Here is a 19,420-nt window from a genome sequence, read left to right on the forward strand (position 1 = left end):
TCGATACGCCCTGCGGGCTACTCGACCAGCAAGCAGAGGCGGCCTCGCGCAACCGGCTCGATCCCGCCCCCAGCCCCCGACAGTAGGGTCGAGGCCATGAGCACGCAGGTTTCCGAGCTGTTCGACGCGCGCCGCTGGGCGCCCGTCGACGGGTTCGACGGTCTCGAGGACATCACCTACCACCACGACCGCTCCGGCCGCATCGCCCGGGTCGCGTTCGACCGGCCGGAGGTGCGCAACGCCTTCCGCCCGCGCACCGTCGACGAGCTGTTCCGCGCCCTCGAGGATGCGCGGACGAACCCGCGCATCGGCGTCGTCATCCTGACCGGCAACGGCCCCAGCCCGCGCGACGGCGGCTGGGCGTTCTGCTCGGGCGGCGACCAGCGCATCCGCGGCCGCGACGGCTACCGCTACTCGGACGGCGAGACCGCCGAGGGCATCGACGCGGCGCGCAACGGCCGCCTGCACATCCTGGAGGTGCAGCGGCTGATCCGCTTCATGCCCAAGGTCGTCATCGCCGCCGTCCCCGGCTGGGCGGCCGGTGGCGGGCACTCGCTGCACGTGGTCTGCGACCTGACGATCGCCTCCGAGGAGCACGGCCGCTTCAAGCAGACCGACGCCGACGTCGGCTCGTTCGACGCCGGCTACGGCTCCGCCTACTTCGCCCGCCAGATCGGCCAGAAGAACGCCCGCGAGGTGTTCTTCCTCGCCCGCGAGTACTCCGCGCAGCGCGCCTACGAGATGGGTGCCGTGAACGCGGTCGTCCCGCACGCCGAGCTCGAGGCGACCGCCCTCGAGTGGGCCGAGACGATCCTGACCAAGTCGCCCACCGCGATCCGGATGCTGAAGTACGCCTTCAACGCGGTCGACGACGGACTGGTCGGCCAGCAGCTCTTCGCCGGTGAGACCACCCGCCTCGCCTACGGCACCGACGAGGCCGTCGAGGGGCGCGACTCCTTCCTCGAGAAGCGCGCGCCCGACTGGTCGCCCTTCCCGTGGCAGTTCTGACGGTGGCGGCCGGGGCCGGGGCGGCTCGATCCGGGGCGGCGCGGCGATGACCCGCCCGCTCGCCTCCGTCGATTCGGCGCCGGAGAAGGTGCTCATCGCCCTGCGCGCGGCGCTCGACGGCAGCGGTCCCGCGGTGCGGATCGCAGCTCCGGGAGTGGAGTCGGACCCGGAGGCGGACGCGTCCGTCCCGCAGCGCGTCGCGGTGGTCGTCGAGACCTCCGGCTCGTCCGGCCCGCCCAAGCGCGTCGCGCTCGCCACCTCTGCGCTGCTGACCAGCGCCTCCGCCACCCTCGCCGAGCTCGGCGGCCCCGGCCGCTGGCTGCTCTGCCTGCCGACGCACTACGTGGCGGGAGTGCAGGTGCTGGTCCGCTCGCTGACCGCCGACGCCGACCCGGTCGTGCTGCCGGCCGGCGGCTTCGACGCCGCCGCCTTCCTCGCCCTCGCGCGGAGGATGCCGGCGGGGGAGCGGCGCTACTCGTCCCTCGTCCCGGTGCAGCTCGCCCGGCTGCTCGACCTCGCGGAGAGCGTGCCCGCCGAGGCCGCGGTCCTCGCCTCCTTCGACGCGCTGCTGATCGGCGGCCAGTCGACTCCGCAGACGCTGCGCGACCGGGCCGCTGCGCTCGGAGTGCGGATCCGGCTCACCTACGGCTCGAGCGAGACCGCCGGCGGCTGCGTCTACGACGGCGTCCCCCTGCGCGACGTGCGGATGCGCGTCGTCGACGGCCAGGTCCTGCTCGGCGGCCCGACCCTCGCGGAGGGCTACCTGGACGCGGACGGCGGCCTCGACGCGGAGCGCAGCGCCACCGCCTTCGTCTCGCTCGACGGCGAGCGCTGGTACCGCACCGGGGACGCCGGTGTCGTCGAGGACGGCCGCCTGAGCGTCACCGGCCGCCTCGACCGCGTGATCGTCTCGGGCGGGGAGAAGGTCTCGCTGGACGCGGTCGAGCGAGTGCTGCGCGACGGACTCCTGCCCGACGCGGTCGTGGTGCGCCGCTCGGACGCGCAGTGGGGCGAGGTGCCGGTCGTCGCGACGACCGCGCCGGACGCAGACCTGGCGCGGGTGCGCTCCGAGGTGGTCGAGCGGCTCGGCCGAGCGGCCGGCCCGGCGGCGGTCCTCGCCCTCGCGGAGATCCCGCTGCTCGCCTCGGGGAAGCCCGACCGCCGCACCCTCGAGAGCCTCGCGGCGGAGGGATCGGTCTGAGGACAGGCCCGGACGGGGGCGGAGAACGACGCGTCGCCCGGCGGCCGACGGCCCGGGACGGGCAGGGACCACTCGGTAGGATTCCCTCCGTGTCGAGTTCGAGTCGCAAGAAGAAGCCGTCGGCGAAGCCCCGGAGCGGACGCCCCGGCGGCGACCCCCGCCGCGTCGTCGTGCAGCCCGCCGGCCCGCGCGAGTGGATCGCCGGAGCCCGGCTGCGGACCCTCCCGCTCGCGATCGCTCCCGTCCTGATCGGCACCGGAGCGACGCAGGTCACGGACGAGGGCTGGCACTGGGTGCGCGCCCTGCTCTGCCTCGTCGTCTCGCTCGCCCTGCAGATCGGCGTGAACTACGCCAACGACTACTCCGACGGCATCCGCGGCACGGACGCGAACCGCGTCGGCCCCTCGCGGCTCACCGGATCGGGTGCCGCCAAGCCGCGCGCGGTGCTCACGGTCGCGCTGGTCTTCTTCGGGATCGCGGGCGTCGCGGGCCTCGTGCTGACCTTCCTGTCCGGCTTCTGGTGGTTCCTCATCATCGGCGCCGCGGCGATCGCCGCCGCCTGGTTCTACACCGGCGGCCGGCGCCCCTACGGCTACCTCGGCCTCGGCGAGCTCTTCGTCTTCGTGTTCTTCGGACTCGTCGCCACCGTCGGCACGACGTTCGTGCAGATCGGCCGCGCGAACCAGGAGTCCTGGCTCGGCGCCGTCGCCGCGGGCCTGTTCGCCTGCGCCGTGCTGATGGTCAACAACATCCGCGACATCCCGACGGACCGCCTCTCCGGCAAGCGGACCCTCGCGGTCGTCGTCGGCCCGACCATCGCGCGGGCGATGTACAGCGCCTTCGTGCTGGTGCCGTTCGGGATCGCGGTCGTGCTGGCGCTGTTCTACCCGCTCGCCTGGCTGACGCTCTTCGTCCTGCTGGCGGTCCTGCCGGCCATCCTGATCACCCTGACCGCGCGCACGGCCAAGGAGCTCATCCTTGCCCTGCAGCTCACCAGCCTCAGCGGCCTCGCCTACGCCGCGATCCTCGGCGCGGCCCTCGCCTTCTGACCGCGTGGTGCGCGTCCCGCGCGCCCCTGCTGGTGTGGTGCGCATCCCGCGCGCCTCATGCTGGTGTGGTGCGCATCCCGCGCGCCTCATGCTGGTGTGGTGCGCATCCCGCGCGCCTCATGCTGGTCGAGTAGCCCCGCAGGGGCGTATCGAGACCCTCCGTCACCGAGACGTCGAGTCTGCAGACCACCGTGCCGACGGTGGTGGATCTCGATACGCGCGCTGCGCGCGCTACTCGATCAGCATGTGGGGTGCGCCCGCTGCGCGAGGGACGCCTCTTCTTTGCTGGTCGAGTAGCCCCGAAGGGGCGTATCGAGACTCACCGTCACCGATCGGCGAGGCGAGCAGGCCGATCTCGCGGCGGGGTCAGGCGCCCGGGCGGCCATCGCGGGCCGCGTCGACCGCGGCGTCCTCGATGTCGTCGTCGGTGGGCGTGCGCGGGACGTCCTTGCGGCGCTCGTAGATGGCCTCGGCGATCCGCTCGCGGGGCTTGCGCAGCACGATGTAGGAGAGCGACATGCTCGCGATGGCGGCGACGAAGCCGGCCGTCACCGCCGCCGTCAGCTCGGAGTCGACGAAGGAGCGCGCCGGCAGGTACACCAGCACGAAGACGCCGGCGAACATGGCCAGACGCAGGAGCGAGTAGACGACGACCGCGCGGCTCAGTTTCACCGGGCAAGTGTACGTCGGCGCCTGCATGCGCGTCCGTGAGCACCCCGGGAGCTCCCTGTCCAGCATCCGTGCGCCCGGTTCCTTCGAGGACCCCGGACGTACACTGGACACCATGATCCGCCTGTTCATCGGCCTGCTCGTGGCCCTCGCCGTCTTCACGGTCTACACCGTGATCGACGTCGCCCTGAGCAATCGCCACTCGGTGCGCGCGATCCCCAAGTGGTCGTGGGTCCTCGTGGTCCTCCTGCTGCCGATCATCGGCGCGGGCCTCTGGTTCTGGATCGGCCGCCCTCGCAAGCAGCGCTCCGAGGGCCGCCGTTTCACGGCTCCGGACGACGACCCCGACTTCCTCGGCACCCTCCGCCGCGAGCGCGACCCGGAGAAGGAGCGCGAGCAGGCCGAGCGCATCGCCCAGCTCGAGCGCGACCTCGCCGATCTCGACGACTCCGGCGAGTCGGACGGCACCGGCCGTCGGGATGCCTGACGCGGCTCCGGTCGCCCCCTCCACCCGTTTCGCGGTCGACCTCCTCACCCGCTTCGTCGCGCTCGGCGTCCGCGACGTCGTCGTCTCACCCGGCTCCCGCTCCCAGGCACTCGCGCTCGTCGCGGCCGAGCTCGAGACCCGCGGCCGCATCCGGCTGCACGTCCGGATCGACGAGCGCTCCGCCGGATTCCTCGCCCTCGGCCTCGCGCTCGAGACCGGTTCGCCCGCCGTCCTGATCACGACCTCCGGCACCGCGACCGCCAACCTGCACCCCGCCGTGCTCGAGGCCGACGCGTCCGACGTGCCGTTGATCGTGCTCACGGCCGACCGACCCGGCGAGCTGCGCGGCATCCGCTCCAACCAGACCACCGACCAGGTCGAGCTGTTCGGCCGCGCCGTCCGCCTCTTCGAGGACGTCGCGGCCCCCGACGCGCAGACGCCGGCGGAGTCGGCCTGCGCCCTCGCCGACCGCGCGCACGCCGCGGCGCTCCGCCCGGGCGGCCCCGTGCACCTCAACCTGGCCTTCCGCGACCCGCTGTCCTCGCGCCTGCCCGCCTTCGACGTGCCCGAGCCCGGATCCGCCGCACCGGCCCCGGACGAGGCCGCGGTCGCCCCGGAGACGATCGCCGCCGGCCCGCTCGAGCCCCTCACCGTCGTCATCGCCGGCGACAAGGCCGGGGCCGAGGCCGAGGCGCTCGCCCGCGCCGGCGACTGGCCGCTGCTCGCCGAGGTCTCCTCCGGGGCCCGCTTCGGTCCGCAGCTCGTCGTCGCCTGGCGACGCCTCCTCTCCGAGCCCGGGTTCGGCGGCCGCGTCCGCCGGGCGATCGTCCTCGGCCACCCGACCCTCTCCCGCGAGGTCCCGGAGCTGCTTCGCCGCGAGGACGTCGAGGTCATCGTCGTGGACCGCGGTCGCCGCGAGTTCTACAACCCCGGCCGCCGTGCCCGGAGCGTCCGCGCTCTCGCCGTCGTCCGTCCCGAGGACTCGCCGCGGCCCGAGCGGTCGGAGCGCGCCTGGGCCGGCTCCTGGGTGTCGGCGAGCCGCGCGCTCGTGGCCGACGCCGACCCCGACGCGATCCCCGAGGCGCCCGACGGCGGCTCGATGTCGATCGAGGACCGCCGGGGCTACGCCCGGAACGCCCTGACCGCCATCCGCGCGCCGCTCACCCGCGAGTTCGTGGTCGCCGCCGTCTGGCGCGTCACCTGGCCGCACGACCGCCTGCTTTTCGGCGCCTCGCGCCTGATCCGCGTCGCGGACGGCTCGCTGCCCGGCAAGCGGATCACCGTGCACTCCAACCGCGGGCTCGCCGGCATCGACGGCACGGTCTCGACGGCGATCGGCATCGCCGTCGCCTCGCAGAGCGCCGACGCGGGCTCGGGCGGCGCCACCCGCGTCGTCCTCGGCGACCTCACGCTCCTGCACGAGGCGGGCGGACTGCTGCTCGCCCCGGGCGAGCGCCGCCCGCGCGTGCAGCTCGTCGTGGTGAACGACGGCGGCGGCACCATCTTCGACGGCCTCGAGGTCGCCACCAGCTCGGCTCCCGACGCCTTCGACCGCGTGCAGTTCACGCCGCAGACCGTCGACATCGCGTCCCTGGCGACGGCCTACGGCTGGTCGCACCGCCTCGTCGCCACCCGCGGCGAGCTGGAGCAGGCCCTCACCTCGCCGGGCGAGGGCCCGGGCATCGTCGAGATCGCGCTCGAGCGCTGATCTCCCGCCCCGGCGGCCGCGGCCGTCAGCTCAGGGCGTCGAGGATCGGGCGGAACTTCATGCCCGTCTCCGCGAGCTCGGTGGCGGGGTCGCTGTCCGCGACGATGCCCGCACCGGCCCACGCGGTGACCGCGCCGTCGGGGGGGACCTGCGCGCTGCGCAGCCCCACGGCCCACTCGCCGTCGCCGTTGCCGTCGATCCAGCCCACCGGACCGGCGTAGCGGCCGCGGTCGAACGGCTCGAGCTCCTCCAGCAGGGCGAGCGCGCGGTCGGTCGGCGTGCCGGCGACGGCGGCGGTCGGGTGCAGGGCGTCGACCAGGTCGAGCGCGGTCGAGGCGTCGTCGAGCGTCCCGCGGACGTCGGTCGCGAGGTGCCACAGATTCGGCAGCTTCAGAGCGAAGGGCTCCGGAGTGGTCGTGAGCGCGCCGGTGTGCGGCCGCAGCTCGCGCAGCAGGCTGGCGATGGCGAACGCGTGCTCGGAGCGGTCCTTCGGGCTCGCCAGGAGGGCGCGCACGATCGCGGCGTCCTCCTCCGCGTCGCCGCCGCGCGCGCTGGTGCCGGCGAGGACGCGCGCGGTGATCGCGCCGTGGTCGACCCCGACGAGCGTCTCGGGACTGGCACCGAGGAAGCCGTCGACCGCGAAGGTCCAGCAGTCCGGGTAGCCGTTCGCGAGATCGCGGAGCAGCCGACGGCGGTCGGCGTCCCGGGGGAGCCGTCCCTGCAGGTCGCGCGCGAGGACGACCTTCTCGAGGGCGCCCGAGCGGATCGAGCCGACGGCCGACGCGACCGCGGCGCGATACGCGTCCGGCGTCATCGCACCGGGGAGGAGGGGGAGGCGGAATTCGTCGCCGAACGGCAGCGGAGCGGGGACCGCCGTCGAGCCGGCCGTCTCGTCGGCCGTCCGGATGCGGGTCAGCCACGACCGCCCGCCCCGCGAGCCGATGACCACGCGGGGGACGATCAGGACGCTCGTCGCGCTCGACCGGCTGGAGAAGGCGAAGGCCCCGAAGGCCACCAGTCCCGTGCCCGGGACGCCGAGCGGATCAGCGACGACGGCCGCAGCCGACAGTTCGCGCCACGCTGCGGAGGCCTCGCGGATGCGATCCGGGCCGGAGAACTCCAGCCGCAGCGCCTCGCCGAGCCCGGCCAGTCCTGCGCCGCCGCGCTGCCAGAGCAGCGGCTGCCGCGGATCGACGCGGGTGATCAGCTCGTGCGGGCCGTCGAGCGGTGTCGTCTCGGCATGGAGGGGAGGAGCTCCGGCCCCGGTCGATGTCACTGCTCCACAGTACGCCCGCCGCAGAAAGCGAGACGTTGTGCGCCGGGACCACCCTCGCCCGGGGGCCCGCTGCTACGGTTTCCTCGTCCGGGGCCGCCGCAGCTAGGCGGAGCAAGGCGGCCCCGGCACCTCCGCCCCGTCCCGCTCCCTCCGCGCGATTCCGCCGGTCCGGCGCCGGTCGCCTGAGCGGATGTGCAAGGGCAGTGGATGCACAGCCGCCACTCCGCTCCTCGCCCTAGACTCGTTGATCGTGACAAAGGCAGACCTCACCAAGCGGCCCGACGAGGTCGCTGCCATGTTCGACACGGTGGCGCCCGCCTACGACCTGACGAACACCGTCCTGTCCGTCGGCAACGACCACCTCTGGCGGATCGCCACGACCCGCGCCGTCAACCCGGCGCCGGGCGAGCGCATCCTCGACGTCGCGGCCGGCACCGGCACCTCGAGCGCCTCGCTGGCGCGCTCCGGAGCGCAGGTCGTCGCCGCCGACTTCTCCCGCGGGATGATCTCGGTCGGCCGCCGCCGGCACGCCGAGAACGAGCTCATCGAGTTCGTCCTGGCCGACGCGATGAAGCTCCCCTTCGAGGACGACTCCTTCGACGCCGTCACCATCTCCTTCGGCCTGCGCAACGTCTCCGAGCCGCGGACGGCGCTCGCCGAGTTCTTCCGCGTCGTCAAGCCCGGCGGCCGCGTCGTGATCTGCGAGTTCTCGACCCCGCCGCTGAAGCCCCTCGCCGCCGCCTACGACTTCTACCTGACGAAGGTCATGCCCGTGATCGTCGGCCTCGCCTCCTCCAACGACCCGGCCTACGACTACCTCGGTGACTCCATCCGCGCCTGGCCCGAGCAGAAGGTCGTCGCGGGCTGGCTCCGCGCGGCCGGCTTCGAGCGCGTCGCCTACCGCGACCTCACCGCCGGGATCGTGGCGCTGCACCGCGGGATCAAGCCGATCGCGGCGACCTGATGCGCGCCCAGGGGCCTGCCGGGCCGAGACGTTAGGGTTTGAGTGTGAACGCCAGTGCGCCCGTCGCCCGCCGCAGTCCGTCGCTGACGGCGCAGCTCGGCCTCTCCGAGCGCATCTTCTCGACCGCTCCGGACCGCGCTCTCGCGCGCGCGATCGACGACGGGCTCGAGCGGGTCGAAGCCGGCATGGTCCAGCAGCTGTCCTTCGCGGACGCCGTCGCCGACGTCTCGACGCGCTACCTGCTCGAGGCCGGCGGCAAGCGGGTGCGGCCGATGCTCACCCTGCTCACCGCGCAGCTCGGCCGGGGCAACACCCCCGAGGTGCTCAGCGCCGCGCAGGCCATCGAGATCACGCACCTCGGCTCGCTCTACCACGACGACGTCATGGACGAGGCGGAGAAGCGCCGAGGCGTTCCTTCGGCGCAGACCGTCTGGGGCAACAACGTCGCCATCCTCACCGGCGACCTGCTCTTCGCCCGGGCGAACCAGCTGATGACCGAGCTCGGTGAGCGCGCGATCCGGCTGCAGACCGACACCTTCGAGCGCCTCGTGCTCGGCCAGCTGCACGAGACGGTCGGCCCGAGCGCCGGCGAGGACCCGGTCGAGCACTACCTCGGCGTCCTGGCCGACAAGACCGGCTCGCTGATCGCCGCCGCCGCCCGCACCGGCGTCGTCTTCTCCGAGGCGCCCGCGCCCTTCGAGGAGGCGGTGCGCGTCTTCGGCGAGAAGATCGGCGTCGCCTTCCAGATCGTCGACGACGTGATCGACCTCTCGCCGCAGCCGGAGGAGACCGGCAAGAACCCGGGCACCGACATCCGCGCCGGCGTCTCGACGCTGCCGATCCTGCGCCTGCGCGAGCGGGCCGCCGCCGACCGCGACGCGGCCGTGCTGCTGGCCCGGATCGAGAGCTATGTCAGCCGCACGAACGACGCGATCGCGCACACCGACGAGCAGAGCGCCGACATCTCCGACGCCATCGCGCAGCTGCGCGACCACCCCGTGACGGCGCAGACCCTCGCCGAGGCCCACGCCTGGGCCGATGAGGCCGTCGACGCTCTCGCCCCGCTGCCCGACGGGCCGGTCCGCAAGGCGCTCACGCGCTTCGCCGACACGGTCGTCGACCGCAACGGCTGACCGAATCGTCGCGGCGCGCATTCGAGCGCCGCAGGAATGAGTCCGGAGACGCGCCTCGGCGCCCCGGCAGGAGGAATGCAATGACCAAGCTCAGGCTGGCCATCGTCGGCGCGGGTCCCGCGGGCATCTACGCCGCCGACCTCATGATCAAGGCCGAGAAGAAGTACGACGTCTCGATCGATCTGTTCGAGCACCTGCCGGCGCCCTACGGACTCGTCCGCTACGGCGTCGCGCCCGACCACCCGCGGATCAAGGGCATCATCACCGCGCTCCGCGAGGTGCTCGACCGCGGCGACATCCGCATCTTCGGCAACGTGCACTTCGGCACCGACATCACGCTCGAGGACCTCAAGCGGCACTACAACGCCGTCATCTTCTCGACCGGCGCGATCCGCGACGCCCCGCTGGACGTCCCCGGTGTCGAGCTCGAGGGCTCCTACGGCGCCGCCGACTTCGTCAGCTGGTTCGACGGCCACCCCGACGTGCCGCGTACCTGGCCGCTCGAGGCCTCCTCCGTCGCCGTGATCGGCAACGGCAACGTCGCGCTCGACGTCTCGCGGATGCTCGCGAAGCACGCCGAGGACCTGCTGCCCACGGAAGTGCCGCCGAACGTCTACGAGGGCCTCGCCGCCTCGCCCGTCACCGACGTGCACGTCTTCGGCCGCCGCGGACCGGCGCAGGTCAAGTTCACCCCGCTCGAGCTGCGCGAGCTCGGCGAGCTGCGCGACGTCGACATGATCGTCGCCGACGAGGACTTCGTGCTCGACGCCGCCTCGCAGGCCGCCATCGAGACGAACAAGCAGGTCATGGTGATCAACCGGGTGCTGAACCAGTGGCGCACCCGCGAGGTCGGCTCGGCCTCGCGCCGCCTGCACCTGCACTTCTGGGCCAAGCCGCTCGAGCTCGTCGACGACGGCACCGGCCGCGTCTCGGCCATCCGCTACGAGCGCACCGAGCCCGACGGCGAGGGCGGCACCCGCGGCACCGGTGAGATCCGCGAGATCGCGGTCCAGGCCGTCTACCGCGCCGTCGGCTACTTCGGCTCCCCGCTGGACGGCCTGCCGTTCGACGAGATGCGCGGCGTCATCCCGAACCGCGAGGGCCAGGTGCTGGACGACAACGACGAGCCGGTGCACGGCGTCTACGCCACCGGCTGGATCAAGCGCGGACCGGTCGGCCTGATCGGGCACACCAAGTCGGACGCGATGGAGACCGTCGGGCACGTGCTCAACGACCAGGCGTCCTGGTGGACCCCGGCGCACCCCGAGGAGTCGGCGGTCGTCGCCCTGCTCGAGGAGCGCGGCGTCGCCTACACCGACCTCGACGGCTGGCACCGCCTCGACGAGCACGAGCAGGCGCTCGGCGCTCCGCAGGGCCGCGTCCGCGTGAAGGTCGTCCCGCGCGAGGACATGATCTCGATCTCGCGCGGCGAGACCGTCTCGAGCTGAGGCGCGTCCTTCGGAAGGGCCCTCGGAGCGATCCGGGGGCCCTTCCGTGCGTCCGCCGCGCGCCAGGACGCCGAGCATCCCCGCGGCGGACTCCCGGGGATCGCTACCGTCCCTGGGATGAGCACACGAGCAGCGGTGAACGGTCGGACGCGTCGAGCGAGGACGACGGGCGTCGCCGTCGTTCTGACACTGCTGGCCGGTCTGCTGGCACCGCCGGCGCAGGCGATGACGCCGCCTCCTCCGCCCGGTGCGAGCGCGCCGACCCACCACGTGGACGTCCGCAGTCCGGGCGCCGACGGCCTGACCCTGCACCAGCCGGAGTCGCACTTCGCCTATCGCGTCGTCCGCGTCGCGCCGGGCATCGGGGTCACGAACACGATCCCGTCGTCGCGGGCGAACGGACTCGACCCCGATGGATCGGTGCTGACGGACGATCGCTTCCAGGCGCTGGTGGATCGGGTCTCGGGAGTCCTCGACCGGATCCGGGCGACTCCGACGGGCGCAGCGGAGCTCAAGGCGATCCCGCACCTCGTCGGCCCGGGCGCGAAGGACGTCTGGACGGTCGCGGGGACGGACGGCTCCGCAGCCGTGAGGTCCGACGTGCAGATCGTGTTCGCGGAGCGCTCGTCCGGCGCGGTCGGAGACACGACGGCGACGAGCTTCGGCCGGGACATCGAGGGGGTGGGCAGCCTGGTCAACCTGAGTCCGGACCTCTGGGGGGACGGGGACTCGACGTGGTCGATGTGGTTCGACCCCGCGTCCGGGGCGGGTCGGCTGCTGAGCGCCGAGACGGCCGTGCACCACGAGCTCATGCACGCGGTCACGGCGGCGGGCGGCGCCGAGCCGACGGGGGACGCCTGGGTCGTCACGCCCGAGTGGACGACGTGGCCACTGACCGGTCCCGCGGACGGTGAGGGCGAGATCCAGGAGAAGCTGACCGAGCTGTTCGCGCACGGGGGGCCGCGCGGGCTGACCGAGGCACGGACGGTCCTGACGTCGCCGGGCCCGAACGGGGAAGCGCCGGTGTTCACGGCCGAGGAGTTCCCCTCGATCAGCGTGGACCCGTGGTTCCTGCGAGCTCAGAATCACGCGACGGACAGGTCCGTCGCCGCCGACACCCCAGCGGGGCAGCGCGAGGGCTGGCTCCGCACCGCAGCGGCCCGGTTGAGCATGGCGCTGCATCCGCCGACCGAGGTCACCTTCGCGCGCGAGCGGGGCGTCGTGACGCGCCCCGAGTACAACCCGAGCACCCTCACCATCGGAGGGGAGTACCTCACGACGCTCGACGTCGTCGTCCCTCGCGGATTCGACGACTGGGAGGCGTCCGACCTGCGGGGGCGCACCGATGTCGTGCCGGCGAAGGGGACGTGGGAGGCGCCGCAGCCGCTGGATTCGTCGTCCACATCGCCGGAGGGGTCGCGGAGCCGGTCCTCTTCCTCCGCCGGGTCCGAGGACCGACCCGGGACGGGCTCGGGGGAGTCGTGCCTCACCTGCGCGGTCACGGCGCGCAGGCCGTCGACAGCGGAGCGGGCGGCGGCGGTCGAGGCGCGGGTGGCGGCGGAGGTGAGGTCGGCGTTCGAGGGTCCGCGGGCGGTGCAGCGGCGGGTGCTGGCGGATCCGGTGGGGGATGCGATCCGGCAGGTGCATGGTCCGGGTCTGGCGTCGGGGGTGTGGGCGCGGTATCCGAAGGTCGTGTCGGGGTTGGAGCGGGCGTCGTTCCGGTTCCTCGCGGGGTCGGACTCGCTGAGCGCGGCGGGCATCGGGCTGGATGTTCTGGGGTTGATGCAGGGGGATGTGAGTGCGCTGTCGATCACGAACACGACGGCGGACATCGTCACGACGATCGCGCCGATGCTGGGGTCGCGGATCGCGACGACGGTCGGTGGTGCGGGCGCGGTGGTCGGGTTCATCACGTCGACGATCGCGTTCAATCAGGGTGGCAGCTCGACGGATTACATCTTCTCGATGGTGGGGTTGGTGGCGAGCGCGATCCCGGAGCTGGCACCGCTGATGATCCTGTACACGGCGGCGTCGATCTGGTCGCGCACGTCGCCCGTTGAAGGGGCGATGGATGCGGGCCAGCAGATGGCGATCGCGTTCAAGGACTGGGCGCTGCCGTCGCTGGAGAAGCAAGCGGGTGCGATGGCCGACGCGATGCGCGACGCGGTCTCGGACCGGATGGAGGAGGCCCGCTACCGGGCCGACTATCTGCAGACGAAGGTCGATCTGGAGCAGCTCAGCGCGGGCGAGGACCTCACGACCGGCGGTGGCCCCGGGGACGGTCAGGAGCAGAAGCGCCTGATCCGGGAGGCGACCGATCAGGAGCTCGCCCGGATCGCAGAAGCGGGGGTGCTCAGTCTGGACCAGGGGTTGGATGCTCTGCTGGACGTGTACAACAACGGTGCCGTGTTCACCGAGTTCCGCAAGAAGTGGGCGGACACGATGAACGAGAACGGGGGCGTGTCGATCAACGGGTTCAAGCACCACGTCGACCTCGACGCCCTGCCCACGACCGACCCGACGCCCGTGCACGTGGACGAGTTCACGACCCCGCTGGGCTCGATCCGGACGACCATGCAGAGCCGCTACCGGCACGCGCTCGACGCGCTGCCGCTGTGGGCGCCGTCGAAGAACGCGTTCGCGACGCCGATGGTGACCGAGGAGAAGGTGCTCGCCACCGTCGCGAAGGTGCAGCGGGACTGGGGCTTCACCGCGCCCGCAGCTGCGGCGACCGTCGACTCGGTGACCTCGTTCACCGGGACGGGAACGCCGGGCTCGTTCGTGCAGATCTGGAACCCGAACACGCACGCCCTCGTCTGCGGGGCGACGAAGGTCAACACGGTCGGCCTCTGGGTCTGCCGCAACGAGAAGGGCTTCCAGGAACCGGGGACGAGCGCGACCTACGAGCTGTACTCCTCGACGACCGATACGGGCGGGTTCGCGAGCACCGGCAAGACCGTCACCGTGACGACGACGGGGAAGGCGAAGCCCGAGCCCGTCGTCGAGTGGGGACCCGACCTCCGCGTCGAGGGCCGCACCGTGATCGGCACCGTCACCGCGGGCGCGGTCGTGCAGCTGCAGACCATGCCCCAGGACAGCATCGACGCCGACAAGAACGGACTCCCTGTTTCCGATCCGGTCACCGCGGCGGACGGGCACTTCACCCTGACCGCGCGACCGGATGCGCCCGGTGGCAGCACCCGTCTCGTCGCCACGTTCAAGGACCACACGATCGCCGAGCGCATCGTCCTGGACGGCGGACCGACCGTCCCGGCCCGGATCCCGGAGAGCGTCGAGGGCTCGCCGATCCGCATCCTCCACCTCACCGCGACCGGCATCGAGGGCGTCGTCCCCGCCGGTCAGAGCGTCCAGCTCCGCCTCGGCGAGGACCCAGCGCTGCCCCCGGTCGCGACCGACGTGACCGGCGCCTTCCGCGTCACCTTCGACCGGCCGATGCCGAATCCGCAGACCATCACCCTGCGCAGCTGGCCCACGGACAAGCCCTGGCAGCAGAGCACCCGCACTGTCGTGTGGGCCGGCCACGACCAGTGAGCACCAGACCGCGGTGCTGAGGGGGCCCTTCCGGCCCGGTCGCCCTCGGCGACTCCCGGACGTCGGAGGCCTCCTCTAGGCTTCGGGCACCGCTGACGGACGGAGACCCGATGACGATGCCCGACCTGCCCGCGACGAGTCCCGGCAGCAGCCCGCACGACGTCATCCGGGTGCGCGGAGCCCGGCAGAACAACCTGCGCGGCGTCGACGTCGACATCCCGAAGCGCCGCATCACGGTGTTCACGGGTGTCTCGGGCTCCGGCAAGTCGTCGCTGGTCTTCGGGACGATCGCGGCCGAGTCGCAGCGGCTGATCAACGAGACCTACTCGGCGTTCCTGCAGCAGTTCATGGGCTCGCCGGCCCGGCCGGACGTCGAGTCTCTCGACGGGCTGTCGGCGACGATCGTCGTCGACCAGGAGCGGATGGGCGCGAACGGCCGCTCCACCGTCGGCACCGCGACCGACGCCTACACGATGCTCCGCATCCTCTTCAGCCGGATCGGCGACCCGCACGTGGGCACCAGCGGGGCGTTCTCGTTCAACCTGCCCGAGGGCATGTGCCCGCGCTGCGAGGGCACCGGCCGCGTCTCCGATATCGACCTCGACGCGCTGCTCGACCGCTCGAAGTCGCTCGAGGGCGGTGCGCTCGACGCGATCCCGAACTTCGTCGTCGGCGGCTGGTACTGGAAGAGCCTCGCCGAGTCGGGGCTCTATCCCGCCGACGTGCCGATCGCCGACTTCACGCCGCAGCAGCTCGAGGACTTCCTGTACAAGCCGGCCGTCAAGATGCCGATCGCCGGCATCAACATGACCTACGAGGGCCTCGTGGTCAAGGTGACCCGCCTGTACCTCGCGAAGGAGGCGGCTCAGCCGCACATCCGTGCCTTCGCCGAGCGGGTGGCCGCCTTCGGCCCCTGCCCGGAGTGCGGGGGAGCGCGGCTCACCCGCGCGGCCCTGGGTTCGCTGATCGAAGGTCGGAACATCGCCGAGTGCTCGTCGATGCAGGCGACCGATCTCGCGGAGTGGCTGCGCGGGGTGCGCGACCCCTCCGTCGCCCCGATCGTCGAGGCGCTGCTGGGCACGCTCGACGCGCTGGTGCAGGTCGGGCTCGGCTACCTCTCGCTCGACCGCGAGTCGGGCACGCTCTCGGGCGGCGAGGCGCAGCGGGTCAAGATGGTGCGGCACCTGGGCTCGAGCCTCACCGACATCACCTACGTCTTCGACGAGCCGACGGCGGGGCTGCATCCGCACGACGTCTCGCGGGTGATCGAGCTGCTGCGCCGACTGCGGGACAAGGGCAACACGGTGCTCGTCGTCGAGCACAAGCCGGAGATCATCGCCGTGGCGGACCACGTCATCGACCTCGGGCCGCGAGCCGGTTCGCACGGCGGTGAGATCCGCTTCGAGGGCTCGGTCGAGGCGCTGCGCGAGTCCGACACCCTCACCGGCCGGCACCTCGACCACAGGGTGCCGCTCAAGAGCGAAGTGCGGCGGCCCATGGGCTTCGCCGAGATCCGCGGCGCGTCCACGCACAACCTGCGCGGCGTCGACATCGACGTGCCGCTCGGCGTGCTGACGGTCGTCACGGGCGTCGCCGGGTCGGGCAAGTCCTCGCTGATCCACGGCTCGCTGGCGAAGCGGCCGGGGGTGATCGTCGCCGACCAGTCGCCGATCCGCGGCTCGCGGCGCAGCAACCCCGCCACCTACACCGGCGTGCTCGATGCGATCCGCACCGCCTTCGCGAAAGAGAACGGCGTCAAGGCGGCCCTGTTCAGTGCGAACTCCGCGGGCGCCTGCCCGGTCTGCAAGGGCGCCGGGCTGATCTTCACCGAGCTCGGCCCGGCCGCGACCGTCTCGTCGATCTGCGAGGAGTGCGAGGGGAAGCGGTTCACCGCGGAGGTGCTCGAGTACCGGCTGCGCGGGAAGAACATCCACGAGGTGCTCTCGATGCCGATCGTCGAGGCGGCCGAGTTCTTCGGCTCCGGGCCGGCTCACACGATCCTGGCCCGCCTCGTGGACGTGGGGCTCGGCTACCTCACCCTCGGGCAGCCGCTGAACACGCTGTCCGGCGGCGAGCGGCAGCGGCTGAAGCTCGCGATCAACATGGCCTCGAAGGGCTCGGTCTACATCCTCGACGAGCCGACGACCGGCCTGCACCTGGCCGACGTCGACAACCTGCTCGGCCTGCTCGACCGCCTCGTCGACTCCGGCTCCTCGGTGATCGTGATCGAGCACCACCAGGCGCTCATGGCGCACGCCGACTGGATCATCGACGTCGGCCCGGGCGCGGGGCACGACGGCGGGTCGATCGTCTTCGAGGGGACGCCGGCCGACCTCGTCGCCGGTGCGCAGACCCGTACCGGCGACGCGCTGCGGGCGTACACGGCCTGACCGGACGGCCCTCGACGAGCCTCTTCTGGTCGAGCCGCCGCGAAGCGGCGTCTCGAGACCCCGGACTCCGGACGACGGTGGATCTCGATACGCCCGCTTCGAGGGCTACTCGATCAGCATGAGTCGCGCTCTCTCCGGGGCTGCTCGGTCAGCAGGAGATTCATGCTGGTCGAGTAGCCCCGCAGGGGCGTATCGAGACCCGCCGTCCTCCGCAGGGCGGGCCTGAAGGCTCATCCTCTGGCGCCGGTGGATCTCGATGCGCCCGCTCCGCGGGCTACTCGATCACCATGGATGTCCCGCCTCGGCGCGATATGGCCCCCGGCGTCAGCGCGAGAAGGGGCCGCTCAGGGCCGCCCACTGCAGCAGCATGATCGTCTTCGCGTCGATGATCTGGACGCCGATCTGCGCGAGGGCCTCGTCGAAGGACAGCTCGACGAGCTCGGTGTCCTCACCCTCGTCCGCGAGCCCGGCGTAGACGCCGTCGCTCGAGCCGGCGCGGTAGGGGCCGGCGTAGAAGTGCAGCATCTCGGTGATCGAGCCGGGGCTCATGTACGCGTCGAAGACGTGCTCGAGCCGGCCGACCTCGAGGCCGGTCTCCTCGGACGCCTCGCGGCGCGCGCCCTCCTCCGGACCGTCCTCGTCGAGCAGACCCGCCGGCACCTCGAGCAGCATGCCGTCGAGGTTGCCGTTGACGTAGGTGGGGTAGCGGAACTGCCGCACGAGCACGACGGAGCGCGCCTCGAGGTCGTAGAGCAGCACGGCCGCGCCGTTGCCGCGGTCGTAGGTCTCGCGGTGCTCGGTGGTCCAGCGGCCGTCGCGGTGCCGGTACTCGAACTCGGTGGTGCGCAGGACGTACCAGTGGCTGGAGAGGAGGGTCACCGACTTCACGACCACGTCGGGGTTGCCGGTCAGGTCGTAGCCCTCGCGGTCGAGGCCGGTGCGGCCTCGAGCGTCGGGGGCGTCGATGCCGCGGCGGGTCTGCGTGCTCTCGGAGTGCGACATCCCTCAGCGGAAGTTGACGAACTGGAGGTCGAGGTCGAGATCGGCCCCGCGCAGCAGCGCCATCGTCGCCTGGAGGTCGTCGCGGCTCTTGGACGAGACGCGGAGCTCGTCGCCCTGGATCTGCGACTTGACCGACTTGGGGGCCTCGTCGCGGATCAGCTTGTTGATCTTCTTCGCCTGCTCCTGATCGATGCCGTCCTTGAGCGTCGACTCGATGCGGTACTCCTTGCCGGAGGCGAAGGGCTCGCCCGAGTCGAGGCTCTTCAGGCTGATGCCGCGCTTGATCAGCTTGGTCTGGAAGACGTCCAGGATGGCGTTCGCCCGCTCCTCGGTGTTCGCCTTGATCAGGATCTTCTCGCCGCTCCACGCGATCGAGGCGCCGACGTTCTTGAAGTCGTAGCGCTGCTCGACCTCCTTGTGGGCCTGGTTGAGGGCGTTGTCCGCCTCCATCTTGTCGACCTTGCTGACGACGTCGAACGTTGAATCTGCCATGCCTCCGAGCTTAGCTTTCGCGCCTCGGCCGGGCCGATCCGGAGGCGCGCCTGGTACGAATGGACGGTGCGCCGCCTCCCCGCCCTGCTGATCCTGCCGCTCGTCGGCCTCGTGCTCGTCGGCTGCACCCGCCCCGCGGAGCCCGCGGTGGAGTACGAGGACGGAGTCGTGACGGTGCCGCCGGCGGCCGCCGCTCCCGCCGCGGCCGACCCGGCGCTGCTGGAGGACCCCGAGGAGACGGCGGCGACTCCGGTGCGACAGCTCACGAGCGGGGACTGGCTGGCCGGCACCGCCGAGGGCAGCGGCATCCCGGTGCGCGCGCTCACGGCCTACGCGGGCGCGGCGCTGCTCACCTCCTCCGTCGACCCCGGCTGCGGCCTCGACTGGGCGACACTCGCCGGCATCGGCTACGTCGAGAGCCGTCACGGCACGATCTTCGGCGGCGAGCTCGGCGAGGACGGCCGCCCGACCGAGCCGATCTACGGACCCTCGCTGGACGGCACGCGGTTCGACCGCGTCGAGGACAACGACGGCGGCGCGCTCGACGGCGACCCCGAGACCGATCGTGCGATGGGCCCGCTGCAGATCATCCCCGCCACCTGGATGCGCTGGGCATCGAGCGGCTGGGACCCGCAGAACGTCGACCAGCAGGCGGTCACCGCGGCGCGCTACCTCTGCCAGGCGGGCGGCGACCTCACCACGCAGTCCGGCTGGCGAGACGCGATCGCGGCCTACAACCCGGCGACGAGCTACGCGGGCAAGGTCGCCGAGGCGGCGTCCCGCTACGCCGCGGCGGCGGGCTGAGGCCGATTTCCGATCCGGGGAGCGCGTGGGTATCCTTGTCCAGCGCCTTCGGTCGAGAGCATGACTCCCGGTCGGGTGCGCGACGGCGAGTTACCCTAGCGGCCAAAGGGATCTGACTGTAAATCAGACGGCGTAGCCTTCGGGGGTTCGAATCCCTCACTCGCCACAGCACTGCGACCGAAGCCCCGCACGCGCCTCCACGAGGCGGGTGGCGGGGCTTCCTCCGTTTCCCGGTCC

Annotated in this window: 15 protein-coding genes and 1 tRNA gene; 12 read left to right on the forward strand and 4 right to left on the reverse strand. The window is 72.4% G+C overall.

Annotated elements, in window-relative coordinates; translation table 11 throughout:
* Positions 1 to 96 precede the first annotated feature (96 nt).
* From MT351_RS03855 to MT351_RS03865, 3 genes are all read left to right on the forward strand, one after another.
* Positions 97 to 1,008 (forward strand): 1,4-dihydroxy-2-naphthoyl-CoA synthase, encoded by a 912-nt coding sequence (locus MT351_RS03855; RefSeq protein ID WP_243581314.1) that lies wholly within the window; start codon positions 97 to 99, stop codon positions 1,006 to 1,008.
* A gap of 46 nt (positions 1,009 to 1,054) precedes the next feature.
* Positions 1,055 to 2,209 carry an AMP-binding protein gene (locus MT351_RS03860; protein ID WP_243581315.1) on the forward strand — a complete coding sequence of 385 codons (1,155 nt, stop codon included), beginning with the start codon at positions 1,055 to 1,057 and terminating at the stop codon, positions 2,207 to 2,209.
* A gap of 89 nt (positions 2,210 to 2,298) precedes the next feature.
* Positions 2,299 to 3,258, forward strand: coding sequence for a 1,4-dihydroxy-2-naphthoate polyprenyltransferase (locus tag MT351_RS03865; protein ID WP_372487876.1), 960 nt, complete (start codon positions 2,299 to 2,301; stop codon positions 3,256 to 3,258).
* A 366-nt stretch (positions 3,259 to 3,624) separates the two neighbouring features.
* On the opposite strand, the gene MT351_RS03870 is transcribed toward MT351_RS03865, so the two are convergent.
* Positions 3,625 to 3,930 carry a DUF4229 domain-containing protein gene (locus tag MT351_RS03870; protein ID WP_159422135.1) on the reverse strand — a complete coding sequence of 102 codons (306 nt, stop codon included), beginning with the start codon at positions 3,928 to 3,930 and terminating at the stop codon, positions 3,625 to 3,627.
* A 112-nt stretch (positions 3,931 to 4,042) separates the two neighbouring features.
* Here MT351_RS03870 and MT351_RS03875 point away from each other — a divergent pair, with 112 nt between their 5' ends.
* Complete coding sequence (locus MT351_RS03875) at positions 4,043 to 4,414, forward strand: PLD nuclease N-terminal domain-containing protein (RefSeq protein WP_123447864.1); 372 nt, start codon at positions 4,043 to 4,045, stop codon at positions 4,412 to 4,414.
* Positions 4,407 to 6,122, forward strand: a complete 1,716-nt coding sequence (gene menD / locus MT351_RS03880) for a 2-succinyl-5-enolpyruvyl-6-hydroxy-3-cyclohexene-1-carboxylic-acid synthase (RefSeq protein WP_132437538.1) — start codon at positions 4,407 to 4,409, stop codon at positions 6,120 to 6,122. Before MT351_RS03875 ends, menD begins: the two co-directional genes overlap by 8 nt.
* Before the next feature lie 25 nt (positions 6,123 to 6,147).
* Here the strand turns inward: menD and MT351_RS03885 are convergent, their stop codons facing one another.
* Positions 6,148 to 7,398 (reverse strand): isochorismate synthase MenF, encoded by a 1,251-nt coding sequence (locus tag MT351_RS03885; protein ID WP_243581316.1) that lies wholly within the window; start codon positions 7,396 to 7,398, stop codon positions 6,148 to 6,150.
* A gap of 250 nt (positions 7,399 to 7,648) precedes the next feature.
* Here MT351_RS03885 and ubiE point away from each other — a divergent pair, with 250 nt between their 5' ends.
* From ubiE to MT351_RS03910, 5 genes are all read left to right on the forward strand, one after another.
* Entirely contained in the window at positions 7,649 to 8,362 is a 714-nt protein-coding gene (gene ubiE, locus MT351_RS03890) for a bifunctional demethylmenaquinone methyltransferase/2-methoxy-6-polyprenyl-1,4-benzoquinol methylase UbiE (protein ID WP_243581317.1), read from the forward strand.
* 44 nt (positions 8,363 to 8,406) lie between these two features.
* Positions 8,407 to 9,495, forward strand: coding sequence for a polyprenyl synthetase family protein (locus MT351_RS03895; protein WP_243581318.1), 1,089 nt, complete (start codon positions 8,407 to 8,409; stop codon positions 9,493 to 9,495).
* 80 nt (positions 9,496 to 9,575) lie between these two features.
* The gene (locus MT351_RS03900; RefSeq protein ID WP_123732849.1) at positions 9,576 to 10,943 is read left to right on the forward strand and encodes an FAD-dependent oxidoreductase; all 1,368 of its coding nucleotides are present in this window, start codon (positions 9,576 to 9,578) and stop codon (positions 10,941 to 10,943) included.
* Positions 10,944 to 11,060: 117 nt separating this feature from the next.
* Entirely contained in the window at positions 11,061 to 14,495 is a 3,435-nt protein-coding gene (locus MT351_RS03905) for a hypothetical protein (protein ID WP_243581319.1), read from the forward strand.
* Positions 14,496 to 14,611: 116 nt separating this feature from the next.
* On the forward strand, positions 14,612 to 16,885 hold the full coding sequence (locus tag MT351_RS03910) for an ATP-binding cassette domain-containing protein (RefSeq protein ID WP_374204743.1): 2,274 nt from the start codon (positions 14,612 to 14,614) through the stop codon (positions 16,883 to 16,885).
* Between the two features lie 324 nt (positions 16,886 to 17,209).
* Here MT351_RS03910 and MT351_RS03915 read toward each other — a convergent pair whose 3' ends face one another.
* Both MT351_RS03915 and MT351_RS03920 read right to left on the reverse strand, forming a co-directional pair.
* Complete coding sequence (locus MT351_RS03915; RefSeq protein WP_123705333.1) at positions 17,210 to 17,887, reverse strand: NUDIX domain-containing protein; 678 nt, start codon at positions 17,885 to 17,887, stop codon at positions 17,210 to 17,212.
* A 3-nt stretch (positions 17,888 to 17,890) separates the two neighbouring features.
* Positions 17,891 to 18,379, reverse strand: coding sequence for a YajQ family cyclic di-GMP-binding protein (locus tag MT351_RS03920; RefSeq protein ID WP_123447856.1), 489 nt, complete (start codon positions 18,377 to 18,379; stop codon positions 17,891 to 17,893).
* A 66-nt stretch (positions 18,380 to 18,445) separates the two neighbouring features.
* On the opposite strand from MT351_RS03920, the gene MT351_RS03925 reads away from it, so the two are divergent.
* On the forward strand, positions 18,446 to 19,183 hold the full coding sequence (locus MT351_RS03925) for a hypothetical protein (protein ID WP_243581321.1): 738 nt from the start codon (positions 18,446 to 18,448) through the stop codon (positions 19,181 to 19,183).
* An 84-nt stretch (positions 19,184 to 19,267) separates the two neighbouring features.
* Positions 19,268 to 19,349 (forward strand) — tRNA-Tyr (locus MT351_RS03930).
* The last annotated feature ends 71 nt before the right edge of the window (positions 19,350 to 19,420 follow it).

The organism is Rathayibacter sp. VKM Ac-2926 (genome assembly GCF_022815565.1).
Taxonomy (GTDB): domain Bacteria; phylum Actinomycetota; class Actinomycetes; order Actinomycetales; family Microbacteriaceae; genus Rathayibacter; species Rathayibacter festucae.